Source organism: Bacillus sp. AFS040349, from assembly GCF_002577655.1.
In the GTDB taxonomy this organism is placed as follows: Bacteria; Bacillota; Bacilli; order Bacillales; family Bacillaceae; genus Metabacillus.
On sequence record NZ_NUMC01000011.1, the window covers coordinates 4,742 to 21,421 of the forward strand.

Annotated in this window: 16 protein-coding genes, 1 pseudogene and 1 riboswitch; of the genes and pseudogenes, 8 read left to right on the plus strand and 9 right to left on the minus strand. The window is 34.9% G+C overall.

The features are described from left to right. The 3 genes from COD11_RS27235 to COD11_RS02840 all read left to right on the plus strand — a co-directional run. Positions 1-208: hypothetical protein (locus tag COD11_RS27235; RefSeq protein ID WP_218012726.1), on the plus strand; the 208-nt coding region annotated here is incomplete at its 5' end. 135 nt (positions 209-343) lie between these two features. Further along, the gene (locus COD11_RS02835) at positions 344-1,699 is read left to right on the plus strand and encodes a copper amine oxidase (RefSeq protein ID WP_098795246.1); all 1,356 of its coding nucleotides are present in this window, start codon (positions 344-346) and stop codon (positions 1,697-1,699) included. A gap of 66 nt (positions 1,700-1,765) precedes the next feature. After that, the gene (locus COD11_RS02840) at positions 1,766-2,404 is read left to right on the plus strand and encodes a class F sortase (protein WP_098795247.1); all 639 of its coding nucleotides are present in this window, start codon (positions 1,766-1,768) and stop codon (positions 2,402-2,404) included. Between the two features lie 108 nt (positions 2,405-2,512). On the opposite strand, the gene COD11_RS02845 is transcribed toward COD11_RS02840, so the two are convergent. Continuing rightward, positions 2,513-3,256, minus strand: a complete 744-nt coding sequence (locus COD11_RS02845) for an STAS domain-containing protein (protein WP_098795248.1) — start codon at positions 3,254-3,256, stop codon at positions 2,513-2,515. A 5-nt stretch (positions 3,257-3,261) separates the two neighbouring features. Then, positions 3,262-3,912 carry a cobalamin B12-binding domain-containing protein gene (locus COD11_RS02850; RefSeq protein ID WP_098795249.1) on the minus strand — a complete coding sequence of 217 codons (651 nt, stop codon included), beginning with the start codon at positions 3,910-3,912 and terminating at the stop codon, positions 3,262-3,264. 284 nt (positions 3,913-4,196) lie between these two features. Here COD11_RS02850 and COD11_RS02855 point away from each other — a divergent pair, with 284 nt between their 5' ends. The 5 genes from COD11_RS02855 to COD11_RS02870 all read left to right on the plus strand — a co-directional run bounded on the left by COD11_RS02855 (position 4,197) and on the right by COD11_RS02870 (position 8,669). Beyond that, the gene (locus COD11_RS02855) at positions 4,197-5,093 is read left to right on the plus strand and encodes a YitT family protein (RefSeq protein WP_176550952.1); all 897 of its coding nucleotides are present in this window, start codon (positions 4,197-4,199) and stop codon (positions 5,091-5,093) included. A 131-nt stretch (positions 5,094-5,224) separates the two neighbouring features. Then, a complete protein-coding gene (gene uptA, locus COD11_RS02860; protein WP_098795250.1) occupies positions 5,225-5,821 on the plus strand; it encodes an undecaprenyl phosphate transporter UptA in 597 nt (198 codons plus the stop codon). A gap of 199 nt (positions 5,822-6,020) precedes the next feature. Continuing rightward, positions 6,021-7,649, plus strand: coding sequence for an MDR family MFS transporter (locus COD11_RS02865; RefSeq protein ID WP_098795251.1), 1,629 nt, complete (start codon positions 6,021-6,023; stop codon positions 7,647-7,649). A gap of 86 nt (positions 7,650-7,735) precedes the next feature. Then, positions 7,736-7,897, plus strand: a complete 162-nt coding sequence (locus COD11_RS26645) for a transcriptional regulator SplA domain-containing protein (RefSeq protein WP_176550953.1) — start codon at positions 7,736-7,738, stop codon at positions 7,895-7,897. 100 nt (positions 7,898-7,997) lie between these two features. Beyond that, complete coding sequence (locus tag COD11_RS02870; RefSeq protein WP_098795252.1) at positions 7,998-8,669, plus strand: HAD family hydrolase; 672 nt, start codon at positions 7,998-8,000, stop codon at positions 8,667-8,669. A gap of 89 nt (positions 8,670-8,758) precedes the next feature. Here the strand turns inward: COD11_RS02870 and sda are convergent, their stop codons facing one another. From sda to COD11_RS02900, 7 genes and pseudogenes are all read right to left on the minus strand, one after another. After that, entirely contained in the window at positions 8,759-8,923 is a 165-nt protein-coding gene (gene sda / locus COD11_RS02875) for a sporulation histidine kinase inhibitor Sda (protein ID WP_098795253.1), read from the minus strand. Positions 8,924-9,105: 182 nt separating this feature from the next. Further along, positions 9,106-10,152 carry a ribonucleotide-diphosphate reductase subunit beta gene (locus tag COD11_RS02880; protein ID WP_098795254.1) on the minus strand — a complete coding sequence of 349 codons (1,047 nt, stop codon included), beginning with the start codon at positions 10,150-10,152 and terminating at the stop codon, positions 9,106-9,108. A 63-nt stretch (positions 10,153-10,215) separates the two neighbouring features. Continuing rightward, positions 10,216-12,501 (minus strand): ribonucleoside-diphosphate reductase subunit alpha, encoded by a 2,286-nt coding sequence (locus COD11_RS02885; RefSeq protein ID WP_098795255.1) that lies wholly within the window; start codon positions 12,499-12,501, stop codon positions 10,216-10,218. A gap of 126 nt (positions 12,502-12,627) precedes the next feature. Further along, positions 12,628-12,807, minus strand: a riboswitch (cobalamin riboswitch). A 178-nt stretch (positions 12,808-12,985) separates the two neighbouring features. Continuing rightward, entirely contained in the window at positions 12,986-14,353 is a 1,368-nt protein-coding gene (gene nhaC, locus COD11_RS02890) for a Na+/H+ antiporter NhaC (RefSeq protein ID WP_098795256.1), read from the minus strand. Between the two features lie 203 nt (positions 14,354-14,556). Next, the gene (locus COD11_RS28120; RefSeq protein ID WP_483296272.1) at positions 14,557-15,075 is read right to left on the minus strand and encodes a methyl-accepting chemotaxis protein; all 519 of its coding nucleotides are present in this window, start codon (positions 15,073-15,075) and stop codon (positions 14,557-14,559) included. Between the two features lie 243 nt (positions 15,076-15,318). Then, positions 15,319-15,915 (minus strand): annotated as a pseudogene (locus tag COD11_RS28125) (protoglobin domain-containing protein); the annotation flags it as partial. Between the two features lie 82 nt (positions 15,916-15,997). Continuing rightward, a complete protein-coding gene (locus tag COD11_RS02900; RefSeq protein WP_176550955.1) occupies positions 15,998-16,522 on the minus strand; it encodes a universal stress protein in 525 nt (174 codons plus the stop codon). Positions 16,523-16,680: the final 158 nt, after the last annotated feature.

The window sequence follows — 16,680 nt, forward strand, 5'->3', positions numbered from 1 at the left end:
ATCGGGACAGAAAAGGTCCTTCAGCAGGAAAATGTGTCTCGATACAGAGAGAATCGAGACAGAAAAGGTCCTTCAGCAGGAAGATGTGTCTCGATACGGAGAGAATCGGGACAGAAAAGGTCCTCCAAAGAAAGATGTATCCCAATACAGAGAAAATCAGGACAGAAAAGGTCTCCACAAGAAAAACCTCATCATACACATGTCATAATTGAGAATCAAAACCTTAAATGATCTATAAATTCTGCCCTTTACCAAAAAACTTAAAACTTTTTTTAAAAAAAGTGATCCATTTCAAATTCCCTTTCGTTAGCTTAATAGAAAACCAGAAAGGGGAAATTTAAAAATGAATCTTAAAAAAACACTTCTATCAGTACCATTAAGTTTATCATTATTAGTACCAGTTCAAGGAGCTTTTGCGCAGGATCATTCTAATCATTCCGCAATGACAGCTCCATCAGTAGAAACTCCAGCAGTGGAACTAAGAACAACCTTGGGCCACTTGCTTAGTGAGCATGCATATCTCGCGGTAGAGGTAATGAGAAATGGTGCCTTAGGAACAAAGGACTTTGAAGCATCAGTCGGGGCATTAAATGCAAATACTGAGGACTTATCGAAAGCAATTACATCTGTGTATGGAGATGAAGCAGGTCAGCAGTTTAAACAAATGTGGGAAGAACATATCGGCTTCTTCGTTGATTATGTAACAGCTACTGGAGAAAATGATGAAGCGAAAAAAGAAGAAGCTTTAAAGAATTTAGATACTTACCGTGAAAAATTTTCTCAATTTCTTGAAACAGCAACCGGTGAACGATTAGAGGCAAGTAGTTTGGCTGATGGATTACAAATGCATGTTAATCAGCTTGTAGGTGCATTTGACCGTTACTTAGCAAAAGACTATGAGAAAGCTTATGAATATGAAAGAGAAGCAATTAATCACATGCATATGGTAGCGAAAGGTCTATCAAATGCCATAGCAGATCAATATCCAGATAAATTTGAGGAAACAAATGCAGTAACACCTGCAGCAGATCTTAGAGCATCTTTAAATCATTTATTAACGGAGCATGCAGGATTGGCTGTAGTCGCTATGCAACAAGGGGCAGACGGTGCTGATGATTTTGAAGCAGCTGCGAATGCCTTAAATGCAAATACAGAAGAATTAACTGCAGCTATCTCATCTGTTTATGGAGCTGAAGCAGGAGAACAGTTCAAGAAAATGTGGTCAGATCATATCGGCTTCTTTGTTGAATATGTAAAAGCAACAGGTGCAGGTGATGAGGAAGCGAAAGCACAGGCTTTAGAAAAACTAGATGGTTATAGAGGGGGATTTTCAAAATTCTTAGAAACAGCAACCGAAGGACGTTTACAATCTGACGCTCTTGCAGATGGATTACAAATGCATGTTGATCAGCTTATTGCTGCATTTGATTCATATGTAGCTGGAGATTATGAGAAAGCATATGAAGATGTTCGCGGGGCATATGCACATATGCTAAATCCTGCAAAAGGTTTATCGGCTGCATTTGTTGATCAATTCCCTGATAAATTTAAGTCCATGATGCCTGAAGAAATGCCTAAAACAGGTATGGGTGGAACAGCAAACAGCATGAACGCCGCAGACTTTGCTGCATATGGGCTAGTGCTTGCTGTTATAGTTAGTCTTGGTCTTGTTATTCGAAAAAGATTTGCGAAGAATTAAAAGGAAATTTACACGGTTTCACAATTTGCGAAACCGTGATTTCTTAAAAAAATTGAGGTGTATGCAATGAAACGCATTTACCTATTTGCCTTCCTCAGTATATTCATTGTTGGCTGCCAAGGAGCTCAGAGTGTTAATGAAGAAATGGGATCACACATTGAAACGATACAGACAACTGCAGAATCAGAACAGAAAATAACTCATCAGTACCAAAACGACGAGATTGATAGTCCAATTATTAAAGACAATAGAGAAGGAATCGTACCATTCAAAGTTAGTATACCTTCTATTGATGTGAGTGCCGACATTGAAAAGGTAGGCTTACTTGAAAATGGACAAATGGGTGTTCCAGAAAAATTTGAACAGGTTGGATGGTATAAAGAAGGCATATTACCAGGTGAGCAAGGTAATGCCGTTTTAGCAGGTCATGTGGATAGTAAAACAGGTCCGGCCATTTTTTATCATCTTCATAAACTAGAAGTTGGAGATGAAGTTCATGTCATGAATGAAGATGGAGAGAAACTTACTTTTATTGTTTACGATAAGAAGAGTTTTGACACTGAATCTGCACCTGTAGATAAAATATTTGGTTTTTCTTACCGAAGTAATTTAAATCTAATTACATGTACAGGTGATTTTAATCGGGAAAAAGGGACACATGAGGAAAGGTTAGTCGTATATACGGAATTAGTTGAAGTAGATTAGGAATAATAAACGGCATAGGGTAACATAAAAAGATCTAACCAAAATGGTTAGATCTTTATTTATAAGAATTCTAATTGGTGTCTGAGCTTAAATCCTCTTCTATCTAATTTACACAATAAACGTTTTAATAGCTTCATGTAGATCTTTCATATACGAAGTACCTGCTTTAATACCTAATTGATTAATTAATCTTGCATGTGAAGGGGATAAACCAATCATGTAAGAATCTGTTCCCATTAATTTTAACTCAGTTACTAGTGTTTTGAATGTTTGAATACCCTCTTTCTTTATCTCCCCGATTCCATGAAAATCGAATAAAACACGTTCTACTTGATTTTGGGAAACCTCGGATAACAAACGATAATGATTTAATCTAATCATATTCTCATTTAATTCGCCAAACAACGGTACAAGAACAAGCCCTTTTGTTAGACATATAAAAGGTGCCGATAATTCGACGATTTTTGTAAGAGATTGTTCAAGCTGCTCTTTCTTTTCTAGCAATTCGAAGTTCGTTTCAGAAAGTCGCCTTCGATGAAGTGCAACGGTGTCTATAAGAGTTTGAATTCGATTGTCTTGTTCTATACAAATTAAATGACCTTGATTGTATTCCCAGTTCACCTTAATTTGAAAAAGAGCATAAGGTGATTCTTGAGTTTTCATAACAATCTCTGTTGTGAGGACCTTCTCTGAAAGTAAAGATTGGGCTTTTCTCTTGCTTTCAATATCAACAATATCTAAGAAGTTTAATGCCTCACCAAAGATATCGCAAGCAAAGTCAGAGGCTTCAAGTATATTAAACTCTTGATCGATAGTGAAATAAGGGAGCGGGATATGTTTGATTGTAAGCATGAAAGTTACACTCCTTGTATTGAATGTTGCGCGAGCCATCCTTGAAGTTCTGTTAGTGATGGAAATAATTCAGTTTTGCTAGAGCAGTGCGAGGTAAAGTCATATGTTGATAATAGACGACCTCCTACGATAACAGTAGGTTTATGTGGAAGTTCCTCTAAAACTTTTATATAAGCTTTAAGAATTTCTGCATGATACCAAATAGAAAAAGAAAGTCCGATCACACTTGGTTGCCATTTGTCAGCTGCCTTTACGGCATACTCTAAAGGTAAATTTGCTCCAAGTAATTTTGTTTTCCAACCATATTCTTCAAACAATTGTGCGACCATTTTAAGGCCAATATCATGTTGTTCGTTTTCTAGGCATAAAAACATTGCTTTCTTTGGTTTCATTTGTAAGAATTGATTGTTTTTTGTATAGTAGTTAAACCTTGCGAGTATGTACTCACAAGTGGATGTAGCAAGATGCTCATCAGCGACAGTAATTTGATTAGATTCCCAAAGGTCACCAATATATTGCATAGCTTTTGTAATGAGTTCCTCAAATACTTCTTTTCGAGTGATTTCCTCATCTACTTCGTGAATCAAGATATCCCATGCTGCATCTTGATCTCCTTCAAGAAGGAAGCGGGCAAATTCATGAACCCTCCATGCCATGATATCACCTCATTTTTGAAAGGGTCTGATAAAGCTTTCATTCATTAGATAGGTAAATTTTTGCTTCGTTATTATCTTATCATATTTTTCCTATAGCTGTTCAGACATGATGTTTATTAAACTAGGATTCTTGGATATCAGGACATGAACAATACGATTCAATAATAGAAGAGGAGCGTATTAATCCACTTATACCCTATTCTAGGGTATAATATAGAGATATGATAAGAAGTCAAAAACATTTATATAAAATTACAATGTACAAGTAATAAAGGGGGAATTTGATGGCAGAAATACCGATGGAAGTCCAGAAACAAATGAAAAAGCATCAAGGTTTGTCTAAATCCAAAATTATTAAAAGAGCACTTTTTATATTTATAGGTGCTATTTTAATGGCAGTCGGCTTGGAAATCTTTCTAGTGCCTAATAAGGTTATTGATGGTGGTATAGTAGGGATTTCGATTATATTATCGCATTTGCTTGGTATGAAGCTTGGACTATTTATTTTCCTTTTAAATATACCTTTTTTCTTTATAGGATATAAACAAATAGGGAAAACTTTTGCCCTTTCTACAGTATTTGGCATATCTGTTTTATCAGTAGCAACGGCTTTATTGCACCCTGTTCCTGCTTTTACAGAGGATGTTCTTCTAGCAACAGTATTTGGTGGAATCATTCTTGGTATAGGAGTAGGAATTGTTCTAAGGTACGGTGGATCTCTGGATGGTACGGAAATATTGGCTGTTCTTTTCAATAAAAAACTACCATTTTCAGTTGGAGAAATTATTATGTTCTTCAATATTTTTATTCTTGGTAGTGCTGGATTTGTGTTCGGATGGAACAGAGCAATGTATTCTTTAATCGCCTATTTTATAGCGTTTAAAACGATTGATATCGTACTTGAAGGTTTGGATGAATCAAAATCAGCATGGATCATTAGTGATAATTATCAAGAAATTGGTGATGCAATACTAGCTCGTTTAGGTCGTGGTGTTACATTTTTAAACGGTGAAGGTGCATACACTGGTGATAACAAAAAAGTGATTTTCTGTGTGATTACGCGGTTGGAGGAAGCCAAATTAAAATCAATCGTTGAAGATTTAGACGAGTCCGCCTTTTTGGCTGTCGCAAATATTGCTGAAGTAAGAGGTGGCCGATTTAAAAAGAAAGATATTCATTAAATATAGAAACTCTATAGTTGCTGACTATAGAGTTTTTGTTTTGAGCAAAATTTTCATTTCAAATTAGACTATTTCATTACTTCCTTTCATACCCATAATTAATGGACAAGAATAGGTAAGGGTGGGAGAGAATGGAGGATTTAATTCTTAATGTATTGGACTGGCTTACAAGTTTTGGATATTTAGGCATTGCAATTGGTCTTATGCTTGAGGTTATTCCTAGTGAGATTGTACTTGGTTATGGTGGGTACATGATCGTGCTGGGAAAAATTGGCTTCATTGGAGCTATTGTAGCTGGAGTGGTGGGAGGAACGATTGCTCAACTTTTCTTATATTGGCTTGGTAGCTTAGGTGGGAGGCCTTTTCTTGAAAAGTATGGGAAATACTTACTGATTAATAAACACCATTTAGAATTATCAGAAGAATGGTTTGAAAAATACGGTTCAGGTGTTATTTTTGGAGCTAGGTTTATTCCAGTTGTGAGACATGCAATTAGTATTCCAGCGGGAATATCAAAGATGTCATTATGGAAGTTTACATTTTACACAGTAGCAGCTATGATTCCTTGGACAATTTTCTTTCTATATTTAGGTGTGAAATTAGGAAATAACTGGATGTATATTAAAGAAACAGCAAAACCATATTTTCTTCCACTTACATGCTTCGTTATATTAATGGCGGTTGTATATTTCCTTGTGAAAAAGTTTAAAAATCCTCATACAAATTAAAAGTTATCCAACTGGATAGCTTTTTTAGTTGCTAAAGTATTGCTTTTTTAAAAATAGCGGAATATAATAATTCATGCAATCAGTTAAATATTATTCAAGTTAAGTATTATGTAGTGATAAGAGTAATCACTGCTTTTTATTTTCTTAAATACTTAATCTAGTTAAATATTAATTAATTATAATAAATTGAGGTGTAAATATGGAGCACTTAAGTCATAAGGAAAAAGTTACAATTATGATCGCCATTATTGGTGCAATGTTCTTTGCTGCAGTTAACCAAACGATAGTGGGAAATGCGCTGCCGAAGATTATTGCTGATTTAGGTGGATTGGATTACTATAGTTGGGTGTTTACCATTTATATGCTAACTTCAGCGATTACGACGATTTTAGTTGGGAAATTATCCGACATATATGGACGCAAGCCGTTTATTTTAACTGGTATTTTTATTTTTATGATTGGTGCCTTCTTATCAGGATTATCTAAGGATATCATTCAGTTGATTATTTATCGAGGAATCCAAGGATTTGGTGCAGGTATGATTATGTCAACAGCCTTTACAGCTGTAGGAGACTTGTTTGCACCCCGTGAAAGAGGTCGCTGGCAGGGGGCAATGGGTGCTGTATTCGGAATTTCAAGTGTATTCGGTCCGACTTTAGGTGGCTACATTGTTGATAATCTTGAGTGGAAATGGGTTTTCTGGGTGTTCCTACCATTAGGGATTGTAGCGGCTATTCTTATCTGGAGGTTGTTTCCTAAAATGGAGAAAAAGGAAGGGGAGTCTGTTGATTATCTTGGTTCAATTTTTCTAACTGGGACAATTGTTCCCGCCTTATTGGCTTTCTCTTGGGCAGGAACAAGATATGATTGGAATTCCTCACAAATTATTGGTTTATTTGCAGGAGCAATTGTGTCTTTCGTTATCTTTGTTTTAGTGGAGAAAAAAGCAAAAAGTCCAATTTTACCTTTATATTTGTTTAAAAACAGTATTTTTACGATTTCAAATGTGATTGGATTTGCAATTGGTGTTGCCATGTTTGGAGGTGTTATGTATATCCCATACTTTGTGCAGGGGGTATTAGGATTTACTGCAACTCACTCAAGCTTTATAACAATGACCATGACGTTAGGTTTAGTGTTTGCAAGTAGTGTTGGAGGACAAATCATTTCTAAGACAGGGAAATACAAACTTCAAGCAATTATTGGCCTAATTGTAACAACTGTAGGGATGTTCTTGTTCACAACAATGGACGCTGAAACATCACAATGGACGTTAATCTCTTATCTTGTTTTAGTAGGAATAGGTATTGGAGTAGGAATGACAGTATTTACGCTAACTGTTCAAAATGCAGTTGAGCAAAAATTTTTAGGAGTTGCAACAGCAACATCACAATTATTCCGTTCAATTGGTGGTACTGTTGGGGTTGCTTTGATGGGAACAGTTTTAAATCAACGTATGAGCGATAATATGGCTGAATCATTAAAAGGGGTTCAACAGCAAGCTGCTTCTGTTCCTCCGGAGATGCAGGAAAACTTACAAGCATTGCAAAATCCACAGTTACTATTAGATCATGAAAAGCTATCACAAATTCAGCAAAGTATGCCGGCTGAAATGGTAAGTTTATTTGAGAAGTTCGTTACTATGCTTCAAGACTCATTAAGCTTTGCTCTGTCGGGCGTATTCATGACGGCAACAATAGTCATGATTGCTGCAGTAGTTCTTACTTTCTTCTTAAAAGAAATCCCTTTAAGAAGCTCAAGTACACCAAAAACAGAGCAGCAAAAAGAAATTCAAGCAAAACAATCATTAACAAAGCAACCTGTATAAAGAGAGGATAACCTCTCTTTTTTGTTACATAAAGAAAAGTATTAGTGGAAGAATGGTAGTGATTGAAAGAATGGAGGTGAATACGAATGGATCAAAAAGAACAAGAATTTTATGATAATGAAGTATTTGCTCAAGCTCAAGTTGTTCAGCATCCTAAGGAAAAAAATCATACGGCTTTAGTTCTAGATCAATCATTTCACCTGCTGTCGGGTAGTGATTTAACATCTGATGATTCTGTGAATGAATAAAAAACCAAAGGCTCAAATGAGATGATCATTTGAGCCTTTATTTTAGTTCAAGTGGTATAATTTTACACTATAGAGAGAATTCACTTTGGGAGAGGATCGTATGATAAGAGCTGTATTGTTTGACTTAGATGGTACATTGTTAAACCGTAATTTATCGCTTCGAAAGTTTATTGAGGATCAGCACATACGCCTAAATTTAAAGCATATACCAATCGACCAATACATTAGTCGTTTTATAAAACTAGATCAACACGGATATGTATGGAAAGATAAAGTGTATGCTAAATTAATTGAAGAGTTGAAAATAAAGGATCTAACAGCCTCTCAATTACTTAAGGATTACCTTTCGTTTTTCCCAAGGCATTGTACTCCATTTGATAATCTAGAAAAAATGTTAGTCACAATAAAGCAACAAAATATTAAACTTGGTATGATTTCAAATGGATTTAGTCAATTTCAGATGGACAATATTAAAGCGTTAAAAATTGATCATTATTTTGATACTATACTGATCTCTGAATACGAGGGAATAAAAAAGCCTGATCGCGAGATTTTTATGAGAGGGTTATCTAAGTTGGGAGTATCTCCAAAGGAAAGTATCTTCGTAGGGGATCATCCAGTAAATGATATTGAAGCTGCAAAAAAAGCGGGGATGAAAACTATCTGGAAGAAAAATACCCATTTTAGCCATGCTCCTGCTGCTGATTATTGTGTTACGGATTTATTTGAGATCATTGATATCATTGAGAGAGAGAAAGGTAAAGAAGTATAAAGTTTGTTGCAACCTTCCTCAAGTTCCATCATCAAAAAAAAAGTATCGACAAAACAGGCTGTCCCATTGAATGGGGCAGCCTATGAATATTAATTAATTTTTTTAAATTGTTTTTTTAGGATATTTGGCTTGTTAAGTCCTCTTTCGGTAATCTCTTTTTCTAGCAGCTTAATAAAATCTGGACTTAAATGTAATTCACTAGCTTCTTGAAAACTATTTAATAAAGTTTTATCTGATAGTTTTGAAAACCTCATAGTATCATCCTTTACTTTATCGCTCTCTATTTATTTACCACATAGAGTATACTGTTAAACGACTTTATGTAAAAAGATGTAGAAATTTTGTTTAAGGTTTTTATAAGATATGTGATAAGTAAAGCTGTAATGAGGTAGATAACAGTTAAATAAACGTTTGTTTAAACTTTATACCTTGGTCATTACAGGTCATCAAAGCCGTTATCAGCATGATTTACCTTCGTATATTGTCGTGATTTTTGTTCGAAGAAATCTGATTTACCAAGATCTACTTCTTCATATGCTTTGATCCACTTTAAAGGGTTTGAGCGATATCCCTCAAATGGGCGTTCATATCCCAACTGATTGCAACGGACATTTGCATAAAATTTAATATAGTCCTCAACATCTTGAATATTAATTCCATCCATTTTGTTGCCTATAATAAAACGTCCCCATTCAATTTCTAGCTCAGCAGCAGTAATGAACGTTTCTTTGACAAACGACGCAAGCTCTTCGTTATCATACTCAGGATATTGTTTTAATACTTCTTTAAAAATTTGAACAAATAAATCAACATGAATTTGCTCATCACGGTTTATGTAGTTAATCATAGTGCTAGTTGCTACCATTTTTTGATTGCGTGCTAAATTATAGAAGAAGGCAAAACCCGAGTAGAAGAAAAGACCTTCTAATATCACATCATAAACAATTGATTTTAGAAGGTGCTCAACAGTTGGCTGTTCAGCAAATGATTGATATCCGTTTGTGACAAACTCATTACGCTTTCTTAATATTGGTTCATTTCGCCAGTATTCAAAAACTTCATCTTGCTTTTGTTTTGATACTAAGCTAGATAATACATAAGAATACGAGTGATTATGAATAACTTCCTGTTGTGCTAGCATGATCATTAATGCGTTAATACTTGAATCAGTAATGTAATCTGATACTTTTCCCGCATAATCAGTTTGAATACTATCTAAAAGGGCAAGAAGACCAATAATTTTTAAAAATGCATCCTGCTCATCATTTGTTAAGCTTGGATATTGTTTAATATCTTGAGCCATATTGATCTCAAATGGCGTCCAGAAGTTTGCAAGCATTTTTTTATAACGAGGATATGCCCAAGGAAACGCAACGTCATCCCAGTTTAAAACGTTTGAGCTTTCTCCATTAATAATAGCTGTTGAGCGATTGGGAGCATTTGCATCCATAATTTTGCGTTTCGATAATGTGGTGTTCTGCATACTTATTACTCCTTTATTTGAAAAAAGTTTATAGAGCGTCTCAAAACTAAAGACGCTCTCTTGTTAACTAGCGCATGAGTCACATTCTTCAATTGTGCTGGAAGTTGAACGTAAGTAATACGTAGTTTTTAATCCTTCTCTCCATGCTGTTATGTGTAAATCAAGTAAATCCTTAGCTTTAATCGTGTTTTGCACATATATATTAAATGAAATGGATTGATCAATATGATGCTGTCTAGCAGCATTTTGTTTGATGCTCCATTTTTGGTCAATAAAATAGGCCGATTTATAATACCAAGTTGTTTCAGGATTCAAATCAGGAACAGTAACCGGAATCTTATAATCTTTCTTTTCTTCTGAGTAAACCTTTTGGAATATTGGGTCAATACTAGCCGTGCTGCCTGCAATAATTGAAGTTGATGCATTAGGCGCAACTGCCATTAAATAACTGTTACGAATTCCATGACTTTGAACATCTTTCTTGAGAGAATCCCAATCAATATCACTTTCGTTTGAGGAATAACCTCTTTTTTCGAAGTAGGAGCCTGTTTCCCAGTCAGAGCCTTTAAATACAGGATAAGCACCTTTTTCTTTTGAAAGCTCCATGCTAGCTTGAATTGTTAGATAAGAAATTCTTTCATATAGCTTGTCCGCGTAGGTAACAGCTTCCTCGTTTTCCCATTTTAATTGCTTCAGGGCAAGAAGGTGATGCCATCCGAATGTTCCTAAACCGATTGCTCTATATTTTTCATTTGTTAATCTAGCTTGAAGAACAGGAATTGTATTAAGGTCAATAACATTGTCCAGCATTCTTACCTGGATAGGAATAAGTGTTTCTAAAACATCATCTGTAACAGCTTTTGCAAGGTTAATAGAGGAAAGGTTACATACAACAAAATCACCTGGTGTTTTTACTGTAATGATTTTTCCATCCTCAGTGAATTGCTCTTCAACTGTTGTCGGACTTTGATTTTGTGTGATTTCTGTGCACAAATTGCTGCAATAAATCATTCCTTGGTGTGAGTTGGCATTCTTGCGGTTTACCTCATCTCGATAGAACATATATGGAGTACCAGCTTCTAACTGACTGATCATAATTCGTTTCATAATATCAATCGCAGGGACTTTTTCCTTAGATAACTGTTCATTTTGAACACAGTCCCAATAGCGCTCTCTGAAGCTTCCTTGACCTTTTTGTTCATCATAATAATCTTCGATGCTAAAGCCCATTACTTTACGAACTTCATGTGGATCAAATAAGTACCAATCACCACGTGCTTCAACCTGCTCCATAAATACATCAGGAATACACACACCGGTAAATAAGTCATGTGTCCGCATTCTTTCATCACCATTGTTCAACTTCGAATCAAGAAATGAAAAGATATCTTTATGCCACACATCTAAGTAAACAGCGATGGCTCCTTTACGTTGACCTAATTGATCAACGCTTACAGCAGTGTTGTTAAGCTGCTTCATCCATGGAATAACACCAGAAGACACCCCTTTGAATCCACGGATATCACTACCACGGCTTCGAATTTTCCCAAGATATGCACCAACACCTCCACCAGATTTTGAAAGATTGGCAATATCAGTGTTACTATCAAAAATTCCTTGTAAACTATCATCGATTGTATCAATAAAACAACTCGATAATTGACCAACAGGTTTTCCTGCATTTGATAAAGTAGGTGTTGCAACGGTCATATAAAGGTTGCTCATTGCCCAATACGCTTGTTTTACAAGCTCAAGACGATGATCTTTGTTTTCATTTGCCATTAATGTCATTGCAATAATGACAAAACGCTCTTGAGGCAGTTCATATGTTTGTTTACTAAAGTCACGTGTTAAATAACGGTCTGCTAATGTTCTTAGTCCAATATATGTAAAGAGGTTGTCATTTTCCGGCTTAATAAAGGAACCAATTTGTGAAAGTTCACTTTGAGAATATTGGTCAAGAAGCTTTGAGCTGTAAAGTCCCTTTGAGACGAGAGTGTTTACTAAATCATAAAAATCTCCATATTTTTGCTTTTTGTCATAACCTCTGTTTTCTGCAGCTTCTTTATACAATTTTGATAAGTAGATTTGCGCACAAAAATATGTCCATTCCGGCTCTTGTTCATTTATATTTGATAATCCTTCTAGAATGAGTAAATTAGTAAGTTGATCCGTAGTATAAGACTCTCTTTGTACGATCGTGTTTTGGATTCGTGTTAAGTAGTCATCTATATGTAGAGAAGGGAAGTTTTGATGAATGCTTTCAATGTATGAAGTTAATTTAGATATGTCAAATGCTTCCTGGTTGTTTTTGTTGTTATAAATAATAGGGGATGTTGCGATGCTCATAAATATTCCTCCATCTGTTGAATTAGTAACTCAGGGGGAGAGATAAAACGACAGAGGAGAGTTCAAGGCAAAAAAAGCTTGAATGATCAGCTATCGTCTCACCTTCTCAGTCCCCGAAGAAATTGAAACTTCCACAAGATGCAGGTAGGTCTCCTGACTTATGCTCGTCCTACTATGAGTCCTTCCCATACCTAATATGTACAGTGGATTTCTCAATTCGTCACATTTACAGTTGCGGGGACAGTTCTGGAATTGCACCAGATTCCCTTTTCAGCCTTAATTGGCACCTGAATCTCGTAAAATACAATATATAGTTTTTTGTTTTGGTTAATAAATCAATATATAGTTATAATTAGATATATTTCCATGATATAGCACATATACAAAATAATCAACCAATTGTTTTCGTTTGTCGAAAATTATCTAGATTGATAGAAACTTGTAAAGGAAAGAGGGCTGTCAAAATAAATGACAGCCCCTTTCTTTATACACGTTTACTTAAAAATCCATATATAACTGTGAATATTGGTGATAGGTATAAAAAGAACGCAAATGGTAAAAACGCTAAAACGGGTACACCAAGTGTTTGAGCGAAGAAAGCTCCGCTAACTCCCCATGGAATTAAGGGATTAAGTAATGTTCCGGCATCTTCAAGTGTTCGTGATAAATATTTGCGATCTAGCTTGATTTTATCGTAAAGACCTTTAAACGTTTGACCTGGGATAAGAATTGATAAGTATTGTTCACCGGTTAATAGGTTTACGCCAAACGATGAAGCGGCAGTTGATAGTATAAGCTGTCCCTTTGACTGTATACGTTCAATTAATCCATTTAATAGTGTAGGGATAATGCTTAATGTATTAAGTAATCCACCAAAGGCAAAGGCAATTAAGATAAGTGAGATGGACCACATCATTGATTGTAGGCCGCCACGGTTTAGCATATTACTAACCTGTTCATTTTCTATAGAATAAGAAGTTCCATTTTGTAAAACTGTTAGAAATTCATTCAGCATTAACCCTTGAAAAACGATGGCTGTTATTCCTGCTGTTATAATACCAATCACTAAAGATGGGATAACCGCGACTCTTTTTATAGCCAGAATAATAACTATAAGAGGTGAAAACAATGTGATAAAGCTAATGTTAACTTGAGATTCAATAATAGAAATCATGTTTTTCATGTCATCGATTGACGTAAAGTCAATAGGAGTAATTCGACCTAAAATAAAAAAGATCAGGGCTGCAATTAAAATGCTTGGTAAAGTAGTGAATGTCATATGTTTAATATGAGTAAACAAATCTACAGATGAAACACCAGAAGCGAAGTTTGTTGTATCGGACATTGGAGACATTTTATCACCAAAGCATGCGCCTGAAATAATTGCCCCAGCAACCCATTCAATTGGTAAGCCTGCTGCCATACCTGCTCCCATTAAAGCAACACCAATTGTGCTAACTGTTGTAAAGGAGCTTCCTACTAAACTTGAAATGACCATACATGAAAAAAGGGAAGTCATTAATAAGTATTCTGGATTAATAACAGTTAAAGCATAAACCATAACTGTTGGAATTGTCCCGCTACTCATCCAAGCACCAATTAATACACCTATAAGTGCCAATATAATAATAGGTTGAATTCCATTTTGAATTCCTTGGACAATACCTGTCTCTAATTCTTTCCATTTGAATTTATTAAGTAAGCCAATGATTGAGATTAGAACTAAACAAATAAGTAAGGCAATATGTGGTTCTGTTTTTAATACAAATAAACTGGCAAATATCGTTGCTAATACCAGTAACAAGATTAGTAACGATTGTTGAAAAGTAAAGTTTTTTATTTGATCATTCATGGTATACTCCTTTATAGCTTGAACGCTTTTGTGCTTTTTCGTACAAAAGTATTATACCAATCTAGTTTTTTCTGTCAATCGAAAATAGAAAATGATTAATATATAAAGATATTATGTGTTTTGTTTTATTGATATACTATTCTTTTTTGAAATTGAAGTGCATAAAAAAGACCAATGAAATCCCATTGGTCTTAAACAAAACTCTATATTGTTCTAGCCATTACTTTTAGATTTTCGGAAGTTTCAGCAATTGATTTTACGTTATTTGAAACATCGTTAATAACATTTGTAAAGTTCATTAAATCTGTTTTAGATTGTTCGCTTTGCTGTTTGTTTTTATTCATGATTTCAAGGATGTTATCAAAGAATGAGTTCATGTCATTCATTTGATCAGTTCCTTTAGTTGTTAGCTCGGCAACATGATTAATAGAACCGGAAATACTATCAATTTGGTTATGAATATTTGTGATTAAGCTTGATACACCTTGAACTGAATTTTTTGTTTCTTCAGCAAGCTTACGAACTTCACTCGCAACAACGGCGAAACCTTTACCATATTCACCTGCACGTGCTGATTCAATAGCAGCATTTAGAGCCAGTAAATTTGTTTGTTCTGCAATAGCGGTTACAATTGAAACAACTTGATTAATTTTTTCAGACGTTTGTTCTAGCGACTTCATTTGTTGTAGAATTTCAACTGTACTTTTCTCGATAGAAGACATTAGGTCATTTTGTTTTTCTAGGTCATTTTTTCCGTTGTGTGCTTGTCCTTCTGCAGTTGAAGCTGCTTCATAGCGGTCTGCTGAATAAGAAGCAATTTCTTGCGATTGAGCAAGAATTTCCTGAATAAATGCATTTGTATTCTCACTTGCTTCAGCTAGCTGGATTGCAAGTTGGTTTACCTCGGCACGTATTTGCTCCTTGGCAGCTTCTGCTTCATCACGAACTTTAGCATATTCATTATCATATGCTTCTAAAACAATTTGCTGTTCCAAATTAAAGAGTTTGCTAATACTTTGAACAACGGTAATGATTTCTTTCTTTGTATTAAGATGAGGTTCCACTGTATCAATGATTGAATTAAGTAGTTGCTGAAAAGCAGCCATATACCATTTTGCTTCAAGACCGATCTTTACGTGAATATGAGCAATTCTTCTCATTCGTTTTACATCTTCATCATCAAGATTACCGTTAAACATTTTCATAATATGTGTTTTTAAGGTTTGCTGTAAACGCTCTACTGAGCTATGTTCATTAATAATGCCCATAAGACCACTATCTGCTTCAAATGAAGAGTAAAATGCGCGAACAATTTCCTCAATATTTTCTTCAATATATGGTTGTATTGATAAAGCAGTTACCAAATCATCTTTTGTTAAATCGATCATTCCAATCTGCTTTTTTACTTCAACTTCTGATATATTTAAAACAACTGCAGAAACGTGTTGATTCCTAATGCTGTCACTTAGTGCCGATGTTGTTGTTTTTTTCTCTTTTTTAAACAAAATTCCCATCAATCCATTCCCCATTTCAAAATTTATACTTATTAGGTATATCGGCATGTTTAAGGTAAATATGAAGTGATTTGACAGAAATTTAAAAATTAAAATAGTGGAAGAGTATCTCTTCCACCAATGTGTATGATTATTTAGCTATTAATACTGGGATGGAAGCACGTTGTGATACTTTTTCACTAACGCTTCCAAAGATTAATTTTTTTAGGCCGCTCATGTCTCGACTACCAACGACAATTAAATCTCCATTGTTTTCTTTTGCATAAGTAACAATTCCTTCAGAAGGTTCACCATATGAAACGGCAACGTCTGCTTGTACATGATGACGATCTAAAATTTGCTTGGCTTCATTTTCTAATGCCATTATATGCTGACTATTTTTTTTGTTTACAACCGTTTCTCTATCGCTACTGTGTTCCTTAGGTATTGGGACAACAGGAATATTTCCTACTCCGCCAACAGGGTACGAGTGTACAGGCGATAACAATGGAGTGCTAGCTTGATCAACACCTTCTGTAAACAAGTTCTCTTTATGAATATAAATAACAGAAAGGTTGGAGTCCATTTTCTTACTCATACGAATTCCTAATTCTAGTGCTTCTTTACTATCATCTGTTCCATCAAAAGCAACAACTACATGTTTTAATGAATTCAACTCAATCATCCTTTCTTATTTGTTCTTTACCCTATTTGTATATATCTAATCAAGCTTTATCTGTTAAAAAATTAAATTAAGTAAAAAGCCAATAACGACAATGGCTCCAACAATCATAAACAAAGTTCTGATCATAGTGACATCCTCCATTCCATAAA